The following is a 16387-nucleotide window of genomic DNA, read 5'->3' on the forward strand; positions in this document are numbered from 1 at the left end:
GCTGATCGCTAAGGCCGCGCCGCAGCGACCGGCTTGGGCGCCTGCGCAGGCTGCGCGGGGGTGACTCGCCAGATCGTGTTCGACAGGTCATCGGCAACGATGAGCGCGCCTTGCGGGTCCACCGTTACGCCCACCGGGCGGCCGCGCGTCGTGCCGTCGCTGTCGCGAAAGCCCGCGACGAAGTCCACGGGCGGGCCGGACGGCCGTCCATCCGTGAACGGAACGAAGACCACCTTGTAGCCCACCGGATCCTTGCGGTTCCAGCTTCCGTGCTCGCCGACGAAGACGCCGTTCGCAAAACGATCGCCCATCGACGCGGCCGAGAAGTCGACGCCCAGCGCCGCGACGTGCGAGCCCAGGCTGTAATCCGGTGCGATGGCCGACGCGACCTTGGCCGGATCCTGCGGCCGGACGCGATCGTCCACGTTCTTGCCCCAGTAGCTGTAGGGCCAGCCGTAGAAGGCGCCTTCCTTGACCGTCGTCAGATAGTCGGGCACCAGGTCGGGACCTATCTCATCGCGTTCGTTGACCACGGCCCACAGTTGGCCGGTGTCGGGCTGGATCGTGAGCGCGGTCGGATTGCGCAGCCCCGTGGCGTAGGTCTTGTATTCGCCGGTGCTGGCATTCACGCGCCAGACCCGTGCGCGGTCAACTTCAGCCGTCATGCCGCGTTCGGTGATGTTGCTGTTGGAACCAATGCCCACGTACAGATACTGCCCATCGGCGCTGGCGGTCAGCGCCTTGGTCCAGTGATGGTTGATCTCCGACGGCAGCGGCGTGACGACTTCGGGCGGTCCGCTCGCCTTGGTCTGCCCAGGTTGGTACTCGAACCGCACCAGGGCGTCCTGATTGGCGACATAAAGCTGGTTCCCGATCAGCGCGAGGCCGTACGGCGCGTTGAGGTTTTCAGCAAAGACCGAGGCCTCATACGTGCCGTCGCCTTCCGGGTCGCGCAGGAGCGTCAGCCGGTTTCCGCCCTTGACCGGGCTGGTGCCCCGGGCCTTGATGACGGCCGCAATCACGTCCTTGGGCTTGAGATCGGGGGCACTGCCGCCGCGGCCTTCGGCCACCAGAATATCGCCATTGGGCAGCACGAGCGTCTGCCGGGGAATCTTCAGATCGGTGGCGATGGCCGAAATCTTGTAGCCCTCGGGAACGGTGGGCAGCTTATCGCCCCAGGGGGAAGGCTTCGCGATGACCATATCGGGCAGCAGGCCACGTTCGGGCTTGGGCAGATCGGGGGAAGGCCCATATTGGCCTCCGGCCTGCGCGCTGCACACCCCAGCCATCACCAGCAGCGGCAGCCCGGCAATCAGTCGTAGATGCTTCATAGCGGCCCCCGGATGTGCGGCGTGCGAAAACCCAGCCAGAGCGCCAGCAGCGACAGCGCAGCGCCCACCGCAGACAGAATCAACGCGGTGGGCATGCTTGCCCACGCGTCGCGGGCGTGCAGAAGCGCGTTGAAAAGACCCACCAGCCAGGCCGCCAGCAGCACCACGGCATAGGGCACGATGCCGCGCGCGCGTTGCGTGGCCCGGAAAAGATCAACGATGGCAAACAGCAGCGCTATCGCGCCGAACAGCAGGCCCCCGACCAACAGCCAGGAGGCGAAATTGTTCCATTGGATGTGAAAAGTCTGCGCATAGGCAGCATCCGCGAGTGCCGCGCCGAGAAACAAGGGAAACATTCCGGCCAGGAACACCGCAGGCATGGGGCGCACGGTAAGGGCGTACCGATTTTCGATGAGTGGGGTCACTGGATCGCCTCGTGAGTTGCGGGCCGGATCAGAGGCCCGTGGAGGTCGGCGCAGCAAGTGGTGTTCCTGCGCCATTTACAAGGCGATTCGCAGCTCAGCGCTTGGCGATCTGCGCCGGCGCATCCGGACGCCAGCCGCCCCCCAGCGCCTTGTATGCAGCTACCGCTGCGCGCGCCGCTTCAACTTGGGCCTGCGCCCGGGCGTCCGATGCCTGCAAGAGCGACGTGTCTGCATACAGCACGTCGAGCAGACTGGCGGCGCCGCGCTTGTAGGCTGCAAACGATGACGCGCGCGCATGCGTCAGCGCGTCTTCGCCTCGGGTCAGCACTACGGACTGTTCGGCGCGGTGGACCAGTGCGGAAAACGCGTTCTCGACATCTTCCGTCGCCTGCAGGACTGCCAGGCGATACGCCGCCAGCGCCTCGGCCTCCTGGCCCTTCGCCACTTCTATCTGCGCGTTGATGCGGCCAAAGTCGAAAAGTCGCCAGCGCAGACCGAGTACGCCCGCGGATTGGCTTGCACCGGCAGAGAACAGATTGCCACTCGATACGTTCGTAGCGCTACCCAGCAAGCCGCTCAACGAGAACTTCGGATAGAACTCGGAGACGGCCTCGCCAATCCGGGCGTTGGCGGCCGCCAACCGGCGTTCGGCCGCGATCAGGTCGGGCCGGCGTTGGAGCAGATTCGCCGGAGAGCCCATGTTCTCGATTCGGGGTACGGCGGGTATCGGCGCATGCGCCGCCAATTCAGTGCGATGCGTGCCGGGCACCGCCCCCAGCACGACGTCCAGCGCGTTCATGGCCGCATCGAGTCCACTTTGCAGGACCGGAATGGTTGCCTCTACTTGCGACAGCGCGCCATCCGCCTGACGCACCTGGTATTCCGCAGCCAGCCCGCGTTCATGCAGCAGCGCTACCTTGGCGACAAGCTCCTGCTGCGTCCTGACCTGCCGCTGAGCGATTTCCAGCCGCGCTTGGAGGCCACGGATCGCAATATAGGTATCCGCGGTTTGCGCGGCTACCGCGAGCTGGGTTGCCGTCGCCGCCGCATCCGAGGCCTGAAGTCCGGCAATTGCCGCCTCGCGGCCACGCCGCAGGCCCCCAAACATGTCGATTTCCCAGCTGGCCTCGAGATTCGCTTCGTATTGATTGCCCCAGCGGTTGTAATCGGGCGTGCTGCTGGCCACTTGCCCCAGCGGCGTCTCGAGCGACTGATGCGACCGCGCAGCCAGGCCGCGCACGGAGGCCGATGGCAGCAAGGCCGCGTTCGCCGCGCCCAACCCCGCACGCGCCTGCGTCACGCGCGCCGCCGCCTGCGCCAGATCCAGGTTCTGCGCGATCGCCAATGACACGTAGCGTGCCAGCATCGGATCGTCGAACTGAAGCCACCACGTATCCAGGTCTTGCACGGCCCCCGATCCCGCGTGCCGGGTTGGAGACTGCGTGTAGTGGTCGGGAAGCGGCGTCTCGGGCCGGTGGTAATCAGGACCTGCCACACACCCGGCCAACATGGTGGCGCCGAGCAAGACAAGAGAATGACGGGCACGCATGCGAATCCTTCAAGCGTAAATTTATGGTGACTATAATACGTTTTGGTCACTTGTTGTCAACAAAAATCCCGCAGGTTAAGCTGCACGCATGACGAAAGCATCATCCCCCGCCCTTCAGCCGCGAGGCCCCTCCGATCACGACGTCCGCGATCAGATCGTCGAAGCCGCCACCGAGTACTTCGGCCTGTACGGTTTCGACAAGACCACGGTTTCCGACCTAGCCAAGGCCATCGGGTTCTCCAAGGCCTATATCTACAAGTTCTTCGACTCCAAACAGGCGATCGGCGAGGTCATCTGCGCCAACCGCCTGAACACGATCATGGTCGCGGTGGACGCGGCCGTCGCCGACGCGCGGTCCGCGCCGGACCGGCTGCGCCGCATGTTCAAGGCGCTGGTGGATGCTGGCAGCCAGCTCTTCTTCCACGACAGCAAGCTTTACGACATTGCGCGAACCTCGGCCAGCGAGTCTTGGCCATCCGCGCAGGCCTATGAGGCGCACATCAAGGGCCTCATCCTGCAGGTGATCCGTGAAGGCCGGGAAGCTGGCGACTTCGAACGCAAGACGCCCCTGGACGAAACGGCCGACGCCATCTACCTCGTCATGCGGCCGTATATCAATCCCCTGCTCCTGCAGCACAACCTGGCGAATGGCGCGGAAGCCACGGTGCAACTGTCCAGCCTGATACTGCGCAGCTTGGCGCCGTAAATATTTTGTAGTGACCATTGACCTTATTGGTCACTTGTATAGAATGGGGACCTTCTTTGTGAGGATGGTTTCCCATGTTTCGGCGCCAGCTTGCCCCGTTTGCCTTTTGCCTGTTGCCTTTCGCCCTCTCGGCATGCGGCGATAGCCCTCCATCAGATCCCCGCCTCGATCTCCCGCTTGTCCGCGTCGGCGTGGCGCAAAACGCATCCGCGTCGGCGCGGTCCTTCACGGGAGTCGTGGCGGCGCGCGTTCAAAGCGATCTGGGATTCCGCGTGTCGGGCAAGGTCTTGGAGCGCCTCGTCGATACTGGTCAAACCGTGACCCGCGGCCAGCCGCTCATGCGGCTGGATCCGGAGGACCTGGGCCTGCAAGCCCGTGCGCAGCAAGAGGCGGTTGCCGCGGCGCATGCTCGCGCCAAGCAGGCCATCGACGACGACGCCCGCTATCGCGGCCTCGTTGCGGAAGGCGCCGTGTCAGCGTCTGCCTATGCGCAGATCAAGGCCGCGGCCGATACGGCGCGCGCGGAACTGAAGGCGGCCAAAGCGCGGGCCAACGTCGCGAAGAACGCGTCTAGCTATGCGGTGCTGGTGGCAGACGCGGACGGCGTCCTCGTGGAAACGCTGGCCGAACCCGGCCAGGTCGTTGCCGCCGGGCAGCCCGTCGTGCGGCTTGCGCGCGCCGGCCAGCGCGAAGCCATCGTGCACCTGCCCGAGACACTACGGCCGTCAGTGGGTTCCGCAGCCCTGGCGACGTTGTACGGCGACCGTCATTCCCCCGCGCCCGCCATATTGCGGCAACTGTCCCATGCGGCGGATCGCGTCACGCGGACGTTCGAGGCCAGATACGTGCTGGAAGGCGCGCTGGCCCCTGCGCCGTTGGGGGCCACTGTCACGATCGACATTCAGCAGTCGCCGCACGGCACGCCCATGCTGCAGGTGCCGATTGGCGCGGTATTCGACACCGGAGCAGGTCCGGGCGTCTGGGTGGTGGTGGACGGCACGCCGGCCCAGGTGGCGCGGCGGCCCGTCCAGGTGCACGGCCTGAGCGACGATGTGGCGCGTGTCGCCGGCGACCTCAAGGCCGGCGAACGTGTCGTGTCCCTGGGCGCGCATCTGCTGCATGAAGGCGAGCAAGTCCGGCTCGAGGAGAAGAATGCTGCCGCCATCGTGGGAGTGCGTTGATGAGCGAAGGCCGCTTCAACCTGTCCGCACTCGCCGTGCGCGAACGCTCAATCACGCTGTTCCTGATTCTTCTCGTCTCGGTTGCCGGGATCCTCGCGTTTTTCCAACTGGGCCGTGCCGAGGATCCACCCTTCACCATCAAGCAAATGACCGTCGTGACGGCATGGCCCGGCGCGACCGCGCAGGAAATGCAGGATCAGGTTGCCGAACCGCTGGAAAAGCGGCTGCAGGAACTGCGGTGGTATGACCGAACCGAAACCTTCACGCGGCCGGGCCTGGCGTTCACCATGGTGTCCCTGCTGGACAGCACGCCGCCCAAGGAGGTGCAGGAAGCGTTCTATCAGGCACGCAAAAAGCTCGCCGACGAAACGAAGCGCCTGCCTTCCGGCGTCATCGGGCCGATGGTTAATGACGAGTACGCGGACGTCACTTTTGCCCTGTATGCGCTCAAGGCGAAGGGCGAGCCTCAGCGCCTGCTGGCGCGCGACGCCGAGGTCATGCGCCAACAACTGCTTCACGTGCCCGGCGTCAAGAAGGTGAACATCATCGGCGAGCAGCCCGAGCGCATCTTCGTGTCGTTCTCCCATGACCGTCTGGCTACGCTCGGCGTCGATCCGCAAGCCATTTTTGCGGCGCTCAATGCTCAGAACGTCCTTACGCCTGCGGGGTCGATCGAAACCAAGGGGCCCCAGGTGTTCCTGCGTGTGGACGGCGCGTTCGACAGCCTGGACAAGATCCGCCAGACGCCCGTCAGTGGCCAGGGACGTACGCTGAAGCTGGCGGACGTGGCGACCGTAGAACGCGGCTACGAAGATCCAGCCACTTTCCTGGTGCGCAGCAACGGCGAGCCTGCGCTGCTCTTGGGCGTGGTCATGCGTGACGAATGGAATGGGCTTGAGCTGGGCAGCGCGCTCGAAAAGGAGGTCGGCAAGATCAATGCCGCATTACCGCTCGGCATAAGCCTGGCCAAGGTGACGGACCAGGCGGTCAACATCAGCGCGGCCGTCGACGAATTCATGGTCAAGTTCTTCGTCGCACTGCTGGTCGTGATGCTAGTGTGCTTTATCAGCATGGGATGGCGCGTCGGCGTCGTGGTGGCCGCCGCCGTACCCCTGACCCTGGCAGCGGTGTTCGTCATCATGGCGGCCTCGGGCAAGAACTTCGACCGCATCACGCTTGGCTCGTTGATCCTGGCGCTAGGCCTGCTGGTGGACGACGCCATCATCGCCATCGAAATGATGGTGGTCAAGATGGAAGAAGGCTACAGCCGGATCGCGGCGTCGGCGTATGCGTGGAGCCACACGGCCGCCCCCATGCTGTCGGGCACGCTGGTCACCGCGGTCGGCTTCATGCCGAACGGTTTCGCGCTTTCGACCGCGGGGGAGTACACCAGCAACATGTTCTGGATCGTCGGCATTGCGCTGATCGCGTCATGGGTAGTGGCGGTGTTCTTCACGCCGTATCTGGGCGTGAAGATGCTGCCGGACATAAAGAAGATTGAAGGCGGACACCACGCCATCTACAACACCCGCCATTACAACCGCTTCCGGCGCCTGCTGCGGCACGTCATCGGCCGCAAATGGCTGGTCGCGGGAACGGTGGTCGCGGTCTTTGCGCTTGCCGTGGTGGGCATGGGCCTGGTCAACAAGCAGTTCTTTCCCACTTCGGATCGGCCCGAAGTGCTCGTTGAAGTGCAGATGCCATACGGCACGTCCATCGCACAGACAAGCCAGGCCACAGCGTCAGTCGAAGCATGGCTCGCCCGGCAGCCGGAGGCCAGGATCGTCACCGCCTACATCGGCCAAGGTGCGCCGCGCTTCTTTCTGGCCATGGCGCCCGAGCTGCCGGACCCGTCATTCGCCAAGATCGTGATCCTGACGGGGGATGACAAGGAACGCGAAGCGCTCAAGTTCCGGCTGCGCCAGGCTATCGCCGACGGCTTGGCGCCGCAGGCGCAGGTCCGCGTCACCCAGATCGTGTTCGGCCCGCCCTCGCCGTTCCCGGTCGCCTACCGCGTCATGGGGCCTGACGCCGGCAAGCTTCGCACGATTGCCGCACGCGTCCAGTCGATCATGCAGGCGGATCCCATGATGCGCACCGTGAACACCGACTGGGGCGCGCGTGTTCCCGCCCTGCACTTCACGCTGGACCAGGACAGGCTTCAGGCGGTGGGATTGACCTCCAGCTCGGTGGCCTTGCAGTTGCAATTCCTGTTGAGTGGCGTGCCCCTCACCAACGTTCGCGAAGACATCCGCTCGGTGGAGGTGGTCGGCCGAGCCGCCGGTGACATCCGTCTAGATCCGGCCAAGATCGCCGGCCTGACGCTCGTGGGGACCGAAGGCCAACGCGTGCCCCTGTCGCAGGTCGGAACGATTGATGTCCGCATGGAGGATCCGATCCTGCGGCGCCGCGACCGCACGCCGGTGATTACGGTGCGCGGCGACATCGCGGAAGAACTTCAGCCGCCTGACGTTTCCACCGCGATCTTCAAGCAGCTGCAGCCGGTCATCAATGACCTGCCAGCGGGATATCGCATCGAACAGGCCGGCTCCATCGAAGAATCCGCCAAGGCCAGCGCCGCCATGCTGCCGCTATTTCCCATCATGATCGCCGTCACCCTGCTCATCATCATCCTGCAGGTGCGATCCATCGCCGCCATGGTGATGGTGTTTGCGACCAGCCCGCTCGGCCTGATCGGTGTCGTGCCGACACTGCTTCTGTTTCAGCAGCCGTTCGGTATCAATGCGCTGGTCGGACTGATTGCCCTGTCCGGAATCCTGATGCGCAACACGCTGATCCTGATCGGCCAGATCCACCATAACGAACAGGAAGGCCTGGCGCCCTTCGACGCGGTGGTCGAGGCGACGGTGCAGCGAGCGCGGCCGGTGATCCTGACGGCGCTGGCCGCGATACTGGCTTTCATCCCGTTGACGCATTCGGTGTTCTGGGGAACGCTGGCCTACACGCTGATCGGCGGCACGTTCGCCGGGACCATCATCACGCTGGTGTTCCTGCCGGCCATGTACGCTATCTGGTTCAAGATCCGTCCGGCCGCCGCGCGGGACGCCGCTGAACCCATTGTTTCCCGGGCTATGACCAGTTGATCCACACCACCTCCGGCGTGGCGGCTGCCCGCCGGGGGCTTCACGACGAGGGGGTTCGTATGTACAGGAATCAACAGACTGGCTGGGCGGCTCAGCGCCAGGCCGCACTTGCGAGGATGCTTGCAGGCGGGGGCAAGCCCGATTTCGCCCGTCCAGATCAGATCGTCGGCATGACGGGCTTACAGATCCTGCACGCCATGATGGCCGGCGAGCTGCCCTACCCGCCGATGAACGACACCACGAACATGACGCTCGTGGAAGCGGACTCGGGCTGGGCCGTATTTCTCGGCATCCCCGAGCTGCGGCATTGCAATCCGTTCGGCACCGTCCATGGCGGCTGGTTCTCGACTCTGCTGGATTCGGCATTGGGTTGTGCGATCCAGAGTGCGCTCCCGGAGGGCCGGAGCTACACGACGGTCGAACTCAGCGTCAACATCGTACGCGCGGCTGCGCCGTCCACTGGGGCGCTTCGCGCCGCCGCGACGCTGATACACAGCGGCATGCAGATCGCCACGGCGCAGGCGCGGGTGGAGGACGAAAACGGCAAGCTGTATGCGCACGCCACCACCACCTGCGTTGTATTTGACCGGCGTGCATAGCGCATCGCTACACCCCAAACGACATCGACATCCGTTCCAACCACGCGCTGGCCACCGGCTGGCGCCGCGCAAGAAACCCCAGCGGACCGTCTTCAGCCAGGCGCCAGTGCGCCGTCCCGAAACGTAGCGTTCCCCGAAGCGTGCAGCGCGTGCGGATCAGCCCTGCCGGCCCGTCCTGCACGGTCCACACCGCGAAGCGTAGCGGTACGGCGAGGCGCGGGCCGGGGCGGAAATGCACGCTGGCCGCGGGCCGCCCTTCCGCAATAAGCGACGCCTGCGTCAGCGCAGCAGGCTCACCGGGCGCGCCCAACGCACGCAGCGGCTCGAAATGGCCAATGCGCTTCGGGATCCCCCACAATTTGCGGCCCCCCTCGGCGGCCGCCTCGTCGTCCACCCAGATCGGGCCCACGGTACACGTGGGTGCGAGCAATCCCGTGTGACGTACCGCCGTCGCAAAAAGCAGCTCGTTATAGACGAGCGTGCCGCCAGGTTCATAAGCCGTCCAGACGGTCGTGCAGATGGCATGGCGTCCCAACGTGACCACGCGGGCATCGCCGGGCGCCTGCTGCGGCAGATCGGCCAGCGGCACCCGCCACGCGCTGATGAGCGCATGGCCGTGCAGGTTCCAGGGGGCCTGCGGATACGGCGAAGGCGCATCGGAATGTGAGGTGTCGGCAGCCATGCCGGGCGGAATGCCGTTCGAAGGAGGAATCATGCTGGCGAACTCCTGTGAGGCGGTATCGGCCGATAGTAAGCGCCCTGCGACCGAACGCCGCATGCCTTTCCATTCGGACGGAATGCGTAAGGTTCTGTAATAGAATCCTGCCCATGTCGATTCACCGGGACTCTGCGTTTCAGCCCCGCGGCCTGCCTTGGCGCTTGCTCGTCTGCCTGGCAATGGCCGCTTTCGTGCTGCGCGCTTTCATCCCGACCGGCTACATGGCGGGGCCGTCCACGACCTCGCTGATGCTGACGCTGTGCGAAGCCGGCGGCACGATGAACGTGACGTTCGACTTGCCGGGAGAGCAGGATTCGAAGCACGTTGCTGGTGAGGCCTGCGCCTTTGGCGCCCTCGCCTCGCACGCGATCTTGCCGGACACGGGGCTTGCGCCCGTGCTGTCAGCGCGCGCCGCTTACGCCGCGCCCGAAATCCCCGTCTACCGGGCCACGCCGCCGCTTCCGGCCCTGGGGCCGCCCCTCGGATCACGCGCCCCGCCTTCCCTGTCTTCCTGATCCGCCGCGCACGCGCCTGAGGCCGTGCACGGCAGCGAAGAGCGGGAGCCCCCGTAAGCCATCACCACGGCGCCAGCGCATGGGCGCCGCCTGCTCGGCCATCCCCTCTTCGCCCGCGCTTTGCCGACCGGCCTTTCATGCCGGCGGCAGATCATGTCGAAGACAAAGAAGAGGGGTCACCTTGACCATCGTTCGCTCGCACGCGTGCCTCGGCACGACGCTGATCCTGGCCGCGTTCAACGCCGCCGCCCAAACCGCTCCTGCCACCCTCGCCCCCATCACCGTGGTCGGCGGCACGGAAACCGCGCTTACCACCGAGGCATCCACCGGCTCCAATCTCGGCCTCACACCCATGCAGACGCCCGCGAGCGTCGACATCATTTCGCGGGAACAGATCGAGTCCCGCGGCGACGCCAGCGTGATCGAAGCGATCACCCGCGCACCCGGCTTTTCGGCCGCTCCCCACCCCGGCAACGGCAACAGCGCCCTGTCGGTGCGCGGCTTCACCGACAGCACGTCGGTCATGCGGCTGTACGACGGACTGCGCCAATATGGCGGCGTCGGCCTGACGTTTCCGTTCGACACGTGGTCGGTCGAGCGCATCGAGGTGCTGCGCGGACCCGCCTCCGTCATCTACGGCGACGGCGCGATCGGCGGCGTCGTCAACGTGATCCCCAAGCGCCCCACCCGCGGGCCGATCCAGAACGAAGTGCAGGCCACGATCGGCACGCAGGACACGGCACGGCTGGGCCTGGGCAGCGGCGGCGCGCTCAGCGATACGTTGTCGTATCGCCTGGATGTCAGCGGCAACTACACGGACGGCTATGTCGACCGGGGCCAGTCGGGCGACGCGACGTTCTCGGGCGCGCTGCGCTGGGACGCCACGCCCGACCTGAACATGACGCTGAGCTATGCGTACGGCTATCAGCGCCCGATGCGGTACTTCGGCACGCCGATGATCAACGGCGAGCAGGACGACGGCGTGCGCAAACAGAACTACAACGTCGCCGACAGCTTCATGCGCTTTCGTGACCAGTGGACGCAACTGGACACCGTCTGGACGCCGAACGATGCGACCACGGTGCGCGCGCGCCTTTACCACGTGCAGAGCGACCGTGACTGGCGCAATGCCGAACGCTACGTCTACAACCCCGCGACCAGCCTGATCGACCGATCGGACAACACGCAGATCACGCATGACCAGACCCAGACGGGCCTGACGACGAGCGCCGTCTTCAAGGGCACGCTGGGGGGCCTGGACAACACGGTGTCCGTGGGTTTCGACGTCAACCACGCCACGTTCAAACACATCAACAACACGTACACGGGCAGTTCGGGATCGGTGGATCCGTATGACCCGGATCACGGCCAGTACCAGAGCGACGTCCCGTTCATTCCGCGTTACCGCAACAAGGCCGACCAGTTCGCCCTGTTCATGGAAGACCGCCTGGCGCTGACCAGCAAGTGGTCCCTCATCGGCGGCCTGCGCTACGACCACGCGAAGGTTACGCGCGACGATCTGGTCACCGATCAGCGCGCCCTGTCCAAGACGTTTTCCGACGTGGGCTGGCGCATCGGCACCGTGTATGACGTGACTCCGGATCTGGCCGTCTATGCGCAATACGCGGAAGCCGCCGACCCAGTCAGCGGGCTGTTGATGATCAGCCCGTCCAACGCGTCGTTCGATCTGTCGCGCGGCAAGCAGATCGAGATCGGCTTGAAGCAGAATTTCATGGATGGCCGCGGCGAGTGGACCTTGGCGGCGTACGAGATCCGCAAGACCAACCTGCTGTCGCGCGACGCCGACGATCCCAGCCTGCGGGTGCAGGTGGGCGAGCAATCGTCGCGCGGGCTGGAGACGTCGCTGTCGCTGGCGGTCGCGCCCGGCTGGACCATCGACGCCAATGCCACCGTGCTGCGCGCCAGGTACGACGACTTCTCCGAGTCCGTCGGCGGCGCGGCCGTGTCGCGCGCGGGCAATGTCCCGCCCAATGTGCCGCAACGCCTGGCGAACCTGTGGCTGAGCTGGAACTTCCAGCCGGGCTGGACCGCGATGGGCGGCATGCGCTACGTGGGCAAGCGCTATGCGGACAGCGCCAACTCCATCGAACTGCCGTCCTACACCACGACCGACCTGGCGCTGCGCTGGGACGTGAACAAGGACACCGCCATCACGGCCCGGGGCTTCAACATCTTCGACCGCGCGTACTTCACGACCGCCTACTACACCAACACCCAATGGATGTATGGGCCAAGCCGCCGGTTCGAGCTGACGCTGAACCACCGTTTCTGAGCGAGGCGCGACCATGGACGTCAAGGCGCGCCTGCGCAGGCTGACCTACCTGGCGCATCGCTGGCTGGGGGTGGGCGGCTGCCTGCTGATGCTGGCGTGGTTTCTCAGCGGCATCGTCATGCTGTATGTCGGCTACCCGAAGCTGACGCCCGAAGAGCGATTCGTCAGCCTGCCCGTGCTGGCGGCGGACGTTTTGCGCCCGTTGGACGCGGCGCAGGCCGGCGGCACGCTTGCCGTGCTGACGTCGGTGCGCGGTGAGCCGACCTACATCGTGCCAACCCCGGACGGCCCGCGCGCCTGGTCCGCCCGAACCGGGCAGGCCGATGGCGCGGTGACGGCGGACATGGCCATCGCCGCGGCGCACGCATTCTGGCCCGCGGGCACGCCCCGGCATGCGGGCCTGATCGACGAGGACCGCTGGACACATTCACGCGGGCTGGACCGCCATCGCCCGCTGCATAAAGTGCGCGTGGAGGGCGACGCGGCAGGCACGCTGTATGTGTCGTCAGCGACGGGCGAAGTCGTGCTGGACGCGCCGATCGCGCAGCAGCGCTGGAACTACGTTGGCGCGTGGCTGCACTGGCTGTACATGGCGCGCGACCGCTCCGTCGATCCGGTATGGAGCTGGATGGTGATCATCCTGTCGGCCGTCTGCACCGTGCTGGCGGTCAGCGGCACGGTCGTCGGCGTGTGGCGCTGGCGCTTTCGCGGCCGCTACAAAACGGGCGCGCGCACGCCGTACCGCGAATCCTGGATGCGCTGGCACCACATCATCGGGGTCGCCTTCAGCGCATTTGTCTGCACGTGGATCTTCAGCGGGCTGATGTCGATGAATCCGGGCGGGCTATTCGCCGGTTCCGATCCCGGCCCTGATCGGCATGCCATGGCGGGCGCGCAACGCGCCGCGCCGATTACGGATCCGCGGCCGGTGCTGCAGGCCTTGCACGACACGGGATTTCATCCGGTCCAGCTCGAATGGCGGCGGATGGCGGGCCAGCCGTACGTGCTGGCGCGCGACGCGATGGCAGGCAGCCGCATCGTTCGCCGGGAGGATGGCGCATTGATCGTGCAGCCGGAGTGGCAGCCTGAAGCAGTCCTTGACGCTGCGCGCGCGCTGTTTCCCGGCGCAACCGTTCAAGCGACGTTGCTGGATCACTACGATGCCTACTACTACGCGCGCCACGCCGAAGCGATGAACGGCGGCGCTCCGCGTGGGCTACCGGTCCTTCGTCTGGATTTCGACACCCCGGCCGGCGACCGCGTCTACGTGGATCTGCGCACCGGCGAACCGGTGCTCAGCCTGTCCCGCGCGCAGCGGGTCGGACGCTGGCTCTTCTACTTTTTGCATAGCTGGGATACGCCCGCTTTGCTGAATGCCGGCGTGGGTCGGGACCTGGCGCTTATCCTGTTGAGCCTGGGCGGCCTGGCCGTGTCCGCGACGGGCATCGTGCTGGGCGCGCGGCGGCTGGGCTGGGCGCGCGGCGCGCCGGTAGAATCGCGCCATCCCCGATCGCAAGGCACAAGATGACGCTTCCTCCCGAACCTTATTCCCCCCGCCGCATTGCCACGCTGGGCGTGTGGCGCGAGGCAGGTCATTCGATCAAGGCGTACGGCATCCATCGAGACCCGGACGTTGCCCGTCCGATCCTGTCCGAGCCCGTCACGGCGTCAGTCCGCGCCACCGTGCGCGACGTACTGGACGAACACGCTGACGGTCCGCGCACCCATGGTCTTGGTTACTGCATTGCGCACGTGGGCGAGGAAGCCGTGTGGCTGCTCGTGGACTGGTGGATCTCCGGCGGCATCGTGTGCCAGCGCATGCTGTCGGCGCCGCTGGCCCGGCCGGACGCGTTTGCGCCGGTCAACGCGCCCGCGCTGGCTTGTGTATGGGAACTGGCCGTGATCGCGCATGAACGCGACGCGTGGGTGCGGCACATGCTTACCGCACGCCCGGACGCGGACGGATATCTGCACGACGTGCTGGCCGCCGGGCGATATTGACGCGGGGCGCGCAGTACCGACGCGGCCCCCACGTTATTGATGCGGCGTCAATCCGAGTGAGGTCGAGGCGACGTATCCATAGACGCGTCGACGTCGGAGACCGTCTCGCCCGGGTAGGCGACGCTGGCGGCTGCCGCGGCGTCGTCGCGTGTCGCATAGGACCCCTCGTCCTCTTGAACGCCCAGCAAGGCGATGCCACGAAAACCCCAGTGGCCATCCGCGCGCTGAAAGACTTCAACGATCATTTCTCTTCCTCATCGCGGTCCGGGGCGGGACGCGTGTCGTTGCTGCCAGGCAGCCTGCCACTACGCGCCTCGGCTTCTTCCTGGGCCACGGCCTGATCGAAGCCCGGCTGATCATGGCTGCGCGCGCGCGGCGGGTGGTCCACGTCTGGCACGGGCTCCGGGGTCGTGGCATGGCCGGATGGCCGTAGCGCGCCTTTGTTAACGTCGGGCTGGCCGGGGATGGATTCTCGGGCACTGTCGGACTTGGGTTGCGTCATGGAAAAGCTCCGGGGCATCAAGGTGATTGGCAGGCGAGCAAGTGCCGTTCCTGCACGCGGAACCCTTTGACGGAGACAAGCGGTTCACGGCCCCTCGGTCAATGTGCGCAGGAACGCGGCGATGTCCTTTGCATCCTGTACGCTGACTCCCAGGTCGGGCATGGCCGTGCCCGTTTTGACGTCTGTCGGATTGCGCAGCCAGCGCTCCATATTGGCGGGCGTATTGGGCAGGACGCCCGCGATGTATGGCCGGTCGCCCATCTGGTCCAGCGCCGGGCCCACGTAGTTCCACGCTCCGGGCACGCCCGGAATCGCATGGCAGGTCACGCAAAGATATTGCTGCAGCGCATCGCGGCCGGCCCGGGCGTCTCCTACCCGGGCCGCGGGCTGGACCTTTTCAAGCGGTGTGGCGGGCGGTTGGTCATCCTCCCCGCGCCGATAATCGTCGGCGGACAAACCCGGCAACACGCGCAGGAACGCCACCACGTCCCATATTTCGTCGTCGGTCAGGCGGTATTGCCAAGCCGGCATGCCGGTCATCTTGATGCCCTGCCGGGTAACCCAGAAGATCTCGGCCGCCGTTCGCATCCGCGCGGTAGCAACCAGCGCGGCGGGCGCCGGGCTCAGCCCCAGCGCGTACGGCTGCGGCGCCACCCCCGGTCCCCCGTGGCATTGGGCGCAGTGGGCGCGGTACAGGCGCGAGCCGTTCTGGATGCGTTCGGCCGTGTCCAGTTCAGGCGCCACGATGTCGGCCGACCGCATCTTCACGGCCCGCGTCAACGCGACATCAAGCAGATGGTGCACCGGCGTGGTGTGCGGCGACGTGGCGGTCACGTCGTACGCGCCGAAGTACACAACAGCGCCACCCACCGCCCCGGCGGTCGCGGCGGCGGCAACAAGCGTGACCGCGGCCGTGCGCTTCCAGCGCTTCATGGCGCCCTCGCCTTGCGGTCTGCACGCCGCACCAGATAGGCGGCGATATCCTCGGCGTCTGCGTGCTGCAAGCCCGTGCGGGGCATGGCCGTCCGGGGATTCACGGCGGGCGGATCCATCAGCCAGCGCACCAGGTTTTCGGGGGTGTTGGGCAGCAGCCCGGCCACGTACGCCTGCCGCGCCATGTTGCCCAAAGGCGGGCCAACACGGGACGGAGGACCGCTGACGCCGGGGACGGTGTGACAGGCGGTGCAGCCGCGCTCGGCGATCAGCCGGCGGCCACGGTCGGGATCGGCCCCTTCGCGCAAGCCGCCCGCCGCATCCGCTGGAAAGAGCGGCCGCTTGTCGTCCTGGCAGGCGCCAAGCAGCAACATCGCAGCCAGGGCCGGTAGCAGGCGGTTGGGTCGGGCAATCCGGCGCAAGGCCGTCTCCTCTATCGCGCTGTCTGCGCAGAATCTCGAGGCGCCAGCAACTCTTGTGCCCGCAAGACAATCGCGCACGCGGGCACGAAAAATGCTGACGAAGCCTCT

At 66.2% G+C, this 16387-nt stretch carries 16 protein-coding genes; 8 read left to right on the forward strand and 8 right to left on the reverse strand.

Going from position 1 to position 16387, the window contains the following annotated elements:
* Positions 1-8: 8 nt before the first annotated feature.
* Genes ASD71_RS07655 through ASD71_RS07665 form a run of 3 tightly spaced genes read right to left on the reverse strand, consistent with a single transcriptional unit; the run spans position 9 to position 3305 of the window.
* The gene (locus tag ASD71_RS07655; protein ID WP_056561668.1) at positions 9-1331 is read right to left on the reverse strand and encodes a sorbosone dehydrogenase family protein; all 1323 of its coding nucleotides are present in this window, start codon (positions 1329-1331) and stop codon (positions 9-11) included.
* Positions 1328-1831, reverse strand: coding sequence for a DUF2231 domain-containing protein (locus tag ASD71_RS07660; protein WP_235512042.1), 504 nt, complete (start codon positions 1829-1831; stop codon positions 1328-1330). The genes ASD71_RS07655 and ASD71_RS07660 overlap by 4 nt, the downstream gene beginning before the upstream one ends.
* Positions 1832-1850: 19 nt before the next feature.
* Positions 1851-3305 carry an efflux transporter outer membrane subunit gene (locus ASD71_RS07665; protein WP_056561672.1) on the reverse strand — a complete coding sequence of 485 codons (1455 nt, stop codon included), beginning with the start codon at positions 3303-3305 and terminating at the stop codon, positions 1851-1853.
* Positions 3306-3393: 88 nt separating this feature from the next.
* Here ASD71_RS07665 and ASD71_RS07670 point away from each other — a divergent pair, with 88 nt between their 5' ends.
* The 4 genes from ASD71_RS07670 (at position 3394) to ASD71_RS07685 (ending at position 8895) form a co-directional block, all read left to right on the forward strand.
* Complete coding sequence (locus tag ASD71_RS07670; RefSeq protein ID WP_056561675.1) at positions 3394-4011, forward strand: TetR/AcrR family transcriptional regulator; 618 nt, start codon at positions 3394-3396, stop codon at positions 4009-4011.
* A gap of 74 nt (positions 4012-4085) precedes the next feature.
* Positions 4086-5192: an efflux RND transporter periplasmic adaptor subunit gene (locus tag ASD71_RS07675; protein ID WP_056561677.1), complete on the forward strand. Its 1107-nt coding sequence runs from the start codon at positions 4086-4088 to the stop codon at positions 5190-5192.
* The gene (locus ASD71_RS07680; RefSeq protein ID WP_056561679.1) at positions 5192-8296 is read left to right on the forward strand and encodes an efflux RND transporter permease subunit; all 3105 of its coding nucleotides are present in this window, start codon (positions 5192-5194) and stop codon (positions 8294-8296) included. The genes ASD71_RS07675 and ASD71_RS07680 overlap by 1 nt, the downstream gene beginning before the upstream one ends.
* Positions 8293-8895: a PaaI family thioesterase gene (locus tag ASD71_RS07685; protein ID WP_369818943.1), complete on the forward strand. Its 603-nt coding sequence runs from the start codon at positions 8293-8295 to the stop codon at positions 8893-8895. The genes ASD71_RS07680 and ASD71_RS07685 overlap by 4 nt, the downstream gene beginning before the upstream one ends.
* A gap of 7 nt (positions 8896-8902) precedes the next feature.
* Here ASD71_RS07685 and ASD71_RS07690 read toward each other — a convergent pair whose 3' ends face one another.
* Positions 8903-9610, reverse strand: a complete 708-nt coding sequence (locus tag ASD71_RS07690; protein ID WP_056561681.1) for an acetoacetate decarboxylase family protein — start codon at positions 9608-9610, stop codon at positions 8903-8905.
* 113 nt (positions 9611-9723) lie between these two features.
* On the opposite strand from ASD71_RS07690, the gene ASD71_RS07695 reads away from it, so the two are divergent.
* The 4 genes from ASD71_RS07695 (at position 9724) to ASD71_RS07710 (ending at position 14422) form a co-directional block, all read left to right on the forward strand.
* The gene (locus ASD71_RS07695; RefSeq protein WP_056561683.1) at positions 9724-10128 is read left to right on the forward strand and encodes a DUF2946 family protein; all 405 of its coding nucleotides are present in this window, start codon (positions 9724-9726) and stop codon (positions 10126-10128) included.
* 181 nt (positions 10129-10309) lie between these two features.
* Complete coding sequence (locus ASD71_RS07700) at positions 10310-12421, forward strand: TonB-dependent siderophore receptor (protein WP_056561685.1); 2112 nt, start codon at positions 10310-10312, stop codon at positions 12419-12421.
* A 13-nt stretch (positions 12422-12434) separates the two neighbouring features.
* Positions 12435-13949, forward strand: coding sequence for a PepSY domain-containing protein (locus tag ASD71_RS07705; RefSeq protein WP_056561687.1), 1515 nt, complete (start codon positions 12435-12437; stop codon positions 13947-13949).
* Positions 13946-14422 (forward strand): hypothetical protein, encoded by a 477-nt coding sequence (locus ASD71_RS07710; protein ID WP_056561689.1) that lies wholly within the window; start codon positions 13946-13948, stop codon positions 14420-14422. Before ASD71_RS07705 ends, ASD71_RS07710 begins: the two co-directional genes overlap by 4 nt.
* A gap of 47 nt (positions 14423-14469) precedes the next feature.
* Here the strand turns inward: ASD71_RS07710 and ASD71_RS07715 are convergent, their stop codons facing one another.
* From ASD71_RS07715 to ASD71_RS07730, 4 genes are all read right to left on the reverse strand, one after another.
* Complete coding sequence (locus ASD71_RS07715; protein WP_056561691.1) at positions 14470-14667, reverse strand: hypothetical protein; 198 nt, start codon at positions 14665-14667, stop codon at positions 14470-14472.
* Positions 14664-14924 carry a hypothetical protein gene (locus ASD71_RS07720; RefSeq protein WP_056561692.1) on the reverse strand — a complete coding sequence of 87 codons (261 nt, stop codon included), beginning with the start codon at positions 14922-14924 and terminating at the stop codon, positions 14664-14666. Before ASD71_RS07720 ends, ASD71_RS07715 begins: the two co-directional genes overlap by 4 nt.
* A gap of 84 nt (positions 14925-15008) precedes the next feature.
* Positions 15009-15857 (reverse strand): c-type cytochrome, encoded by an 849-nt coding sequence (locus ASD71_RS07725; RefSeq protein ID WP_056561693.1) that lies wholly within the window; start codon positions 15855-15857, stop codon positions 15009-15011.
* The gene (locus ASD71_RS07730) at positions 15854-16279 is read right to left on the reverse strand and encodes a cytochrome c family protein (protein ID WP_156395099.1); all 426 of its coding nucleotides are present in this window, start codon (positions 16277-16279) and stop codon (positions 15854-15856) included. The genes ASD71_RS07725 and ASD71_RS07730 overlap by 4 nt, the downstream gene beginning before the upstream one ends.
* Positions 16280-16387 lie beyond the last annotated feature (108 nt).

This window comes from Achromobacter sp. Root565 (assembly GCF_001427425.1).
Classification (GTDB): domain Bacteria; phylum Pseudomonadota; class Gammaproteobacteria; order Burkholderiales; family Burkholderiaceae_B; genus Achromobacter; species Achromobacter spanius_D.

What these genes read in the sequence shown, in the direction of transcription:
- ASD71_RS07675 (WP_056561677.1), top strand. Translation starts at nt 4,086, where the DNA reads ATGTTTCGGCGCCAGCTTGCCCCGTTTGCCTTTTGCCTGTTGCCTTTC.
- ASD71_RS07690 (WP_056561681.1), bottom strand. Translation starts at nt 9,610, where the DNA reads ATGATTCCTCCTTCGAACGGCATTCCGCCCGGCATGGCTGCCGACACC.
- ASD71_RS07725 (WP_056561693.1), bottom strand. Translation starts at nt 15,857, where the DNA reads ATGAAGCGCTGGAAGCGCACGGCCGCGGTCACGCTTGTTGCCGCCGCC.
- ASD71_RS07665 (WP_056561672.1), bottom strand. Translation starts at nt 3,305, where the DNA reads ATGCGTGCCCGTCATTCTCTTGTCTTGCTCGGCGCCACCATGTTGGCC.
- ASD71_RS07660 (WP_235512042.1), bottom strand. Translation starts at nt 1,831, where the DNA reads ATGGCGCAGGAACACCACTTGCTGCGCCGACCTCCACGGGCCTCTGAT.
- ASD71_RS07680 (WP_056561679.1), top strand. Translation starts at nt 5,192, where the DNA reads ATGAGCGAAGGCCGCTTCAACCTGTCCGCACTCGCCGTGCGCGAACGC.
- ASD71_RS07695 (WP_056561683.1), top strand. Translation starts at nt 9,724, where the DNA reads ATGTCGATTCACCGGGACTCTGCGTTTCAGCCCCGCGGCCTGCCTTGG.
- ASD71_RS07705 (WP_056561687.1), top strand. Translation starts at nt 12,435, where the DNA reads ATGGACGTCAAGGCGCGCCTGCGCAGGCTGACCTACCTGGCGCATCGC.
- ASD71_RS07670 (WP_056561675.1), top strand. Translation starts at nt 3,394, where the DNA reads ATGACGAAAGCATCATCCCCCGCCCTTCAGCCGCGAGGCCCCTCCGAT.
- ASD71_RS07715 (WP_056561691.1), bottom strand. Translation starts at nt 14,667, where the DNA reads ATGATCGTTGAAGTCTTTCAGCGCGCGGATGGCCACTGGGGTTTTCGT.
- ASD71_RS07655 (WP_056561668.1), bottom strand. Translation starts at nt 1,331, where the DNA reads ATGAAGCATCTACGACTGATTGCCGGGCTGCCGCTGCTGGTGATGGCT.
- ASD71_RS07710 (WP_056561689.1), top strand. Translation starts at nt 13,946, where the DNA reads ATGACGCTTCCTCCCGAACCTTATTCCCCCCGCCGCATTGCCACGCTG.
- ASD71_RS07720 (WP_056561692.1), bottom strand. Translation starts at nt 14,924, where the DNA reads ATGACGCAACCCAAGTCCGACAGTGCCCGAGAATCCATCCCCGGCCAG.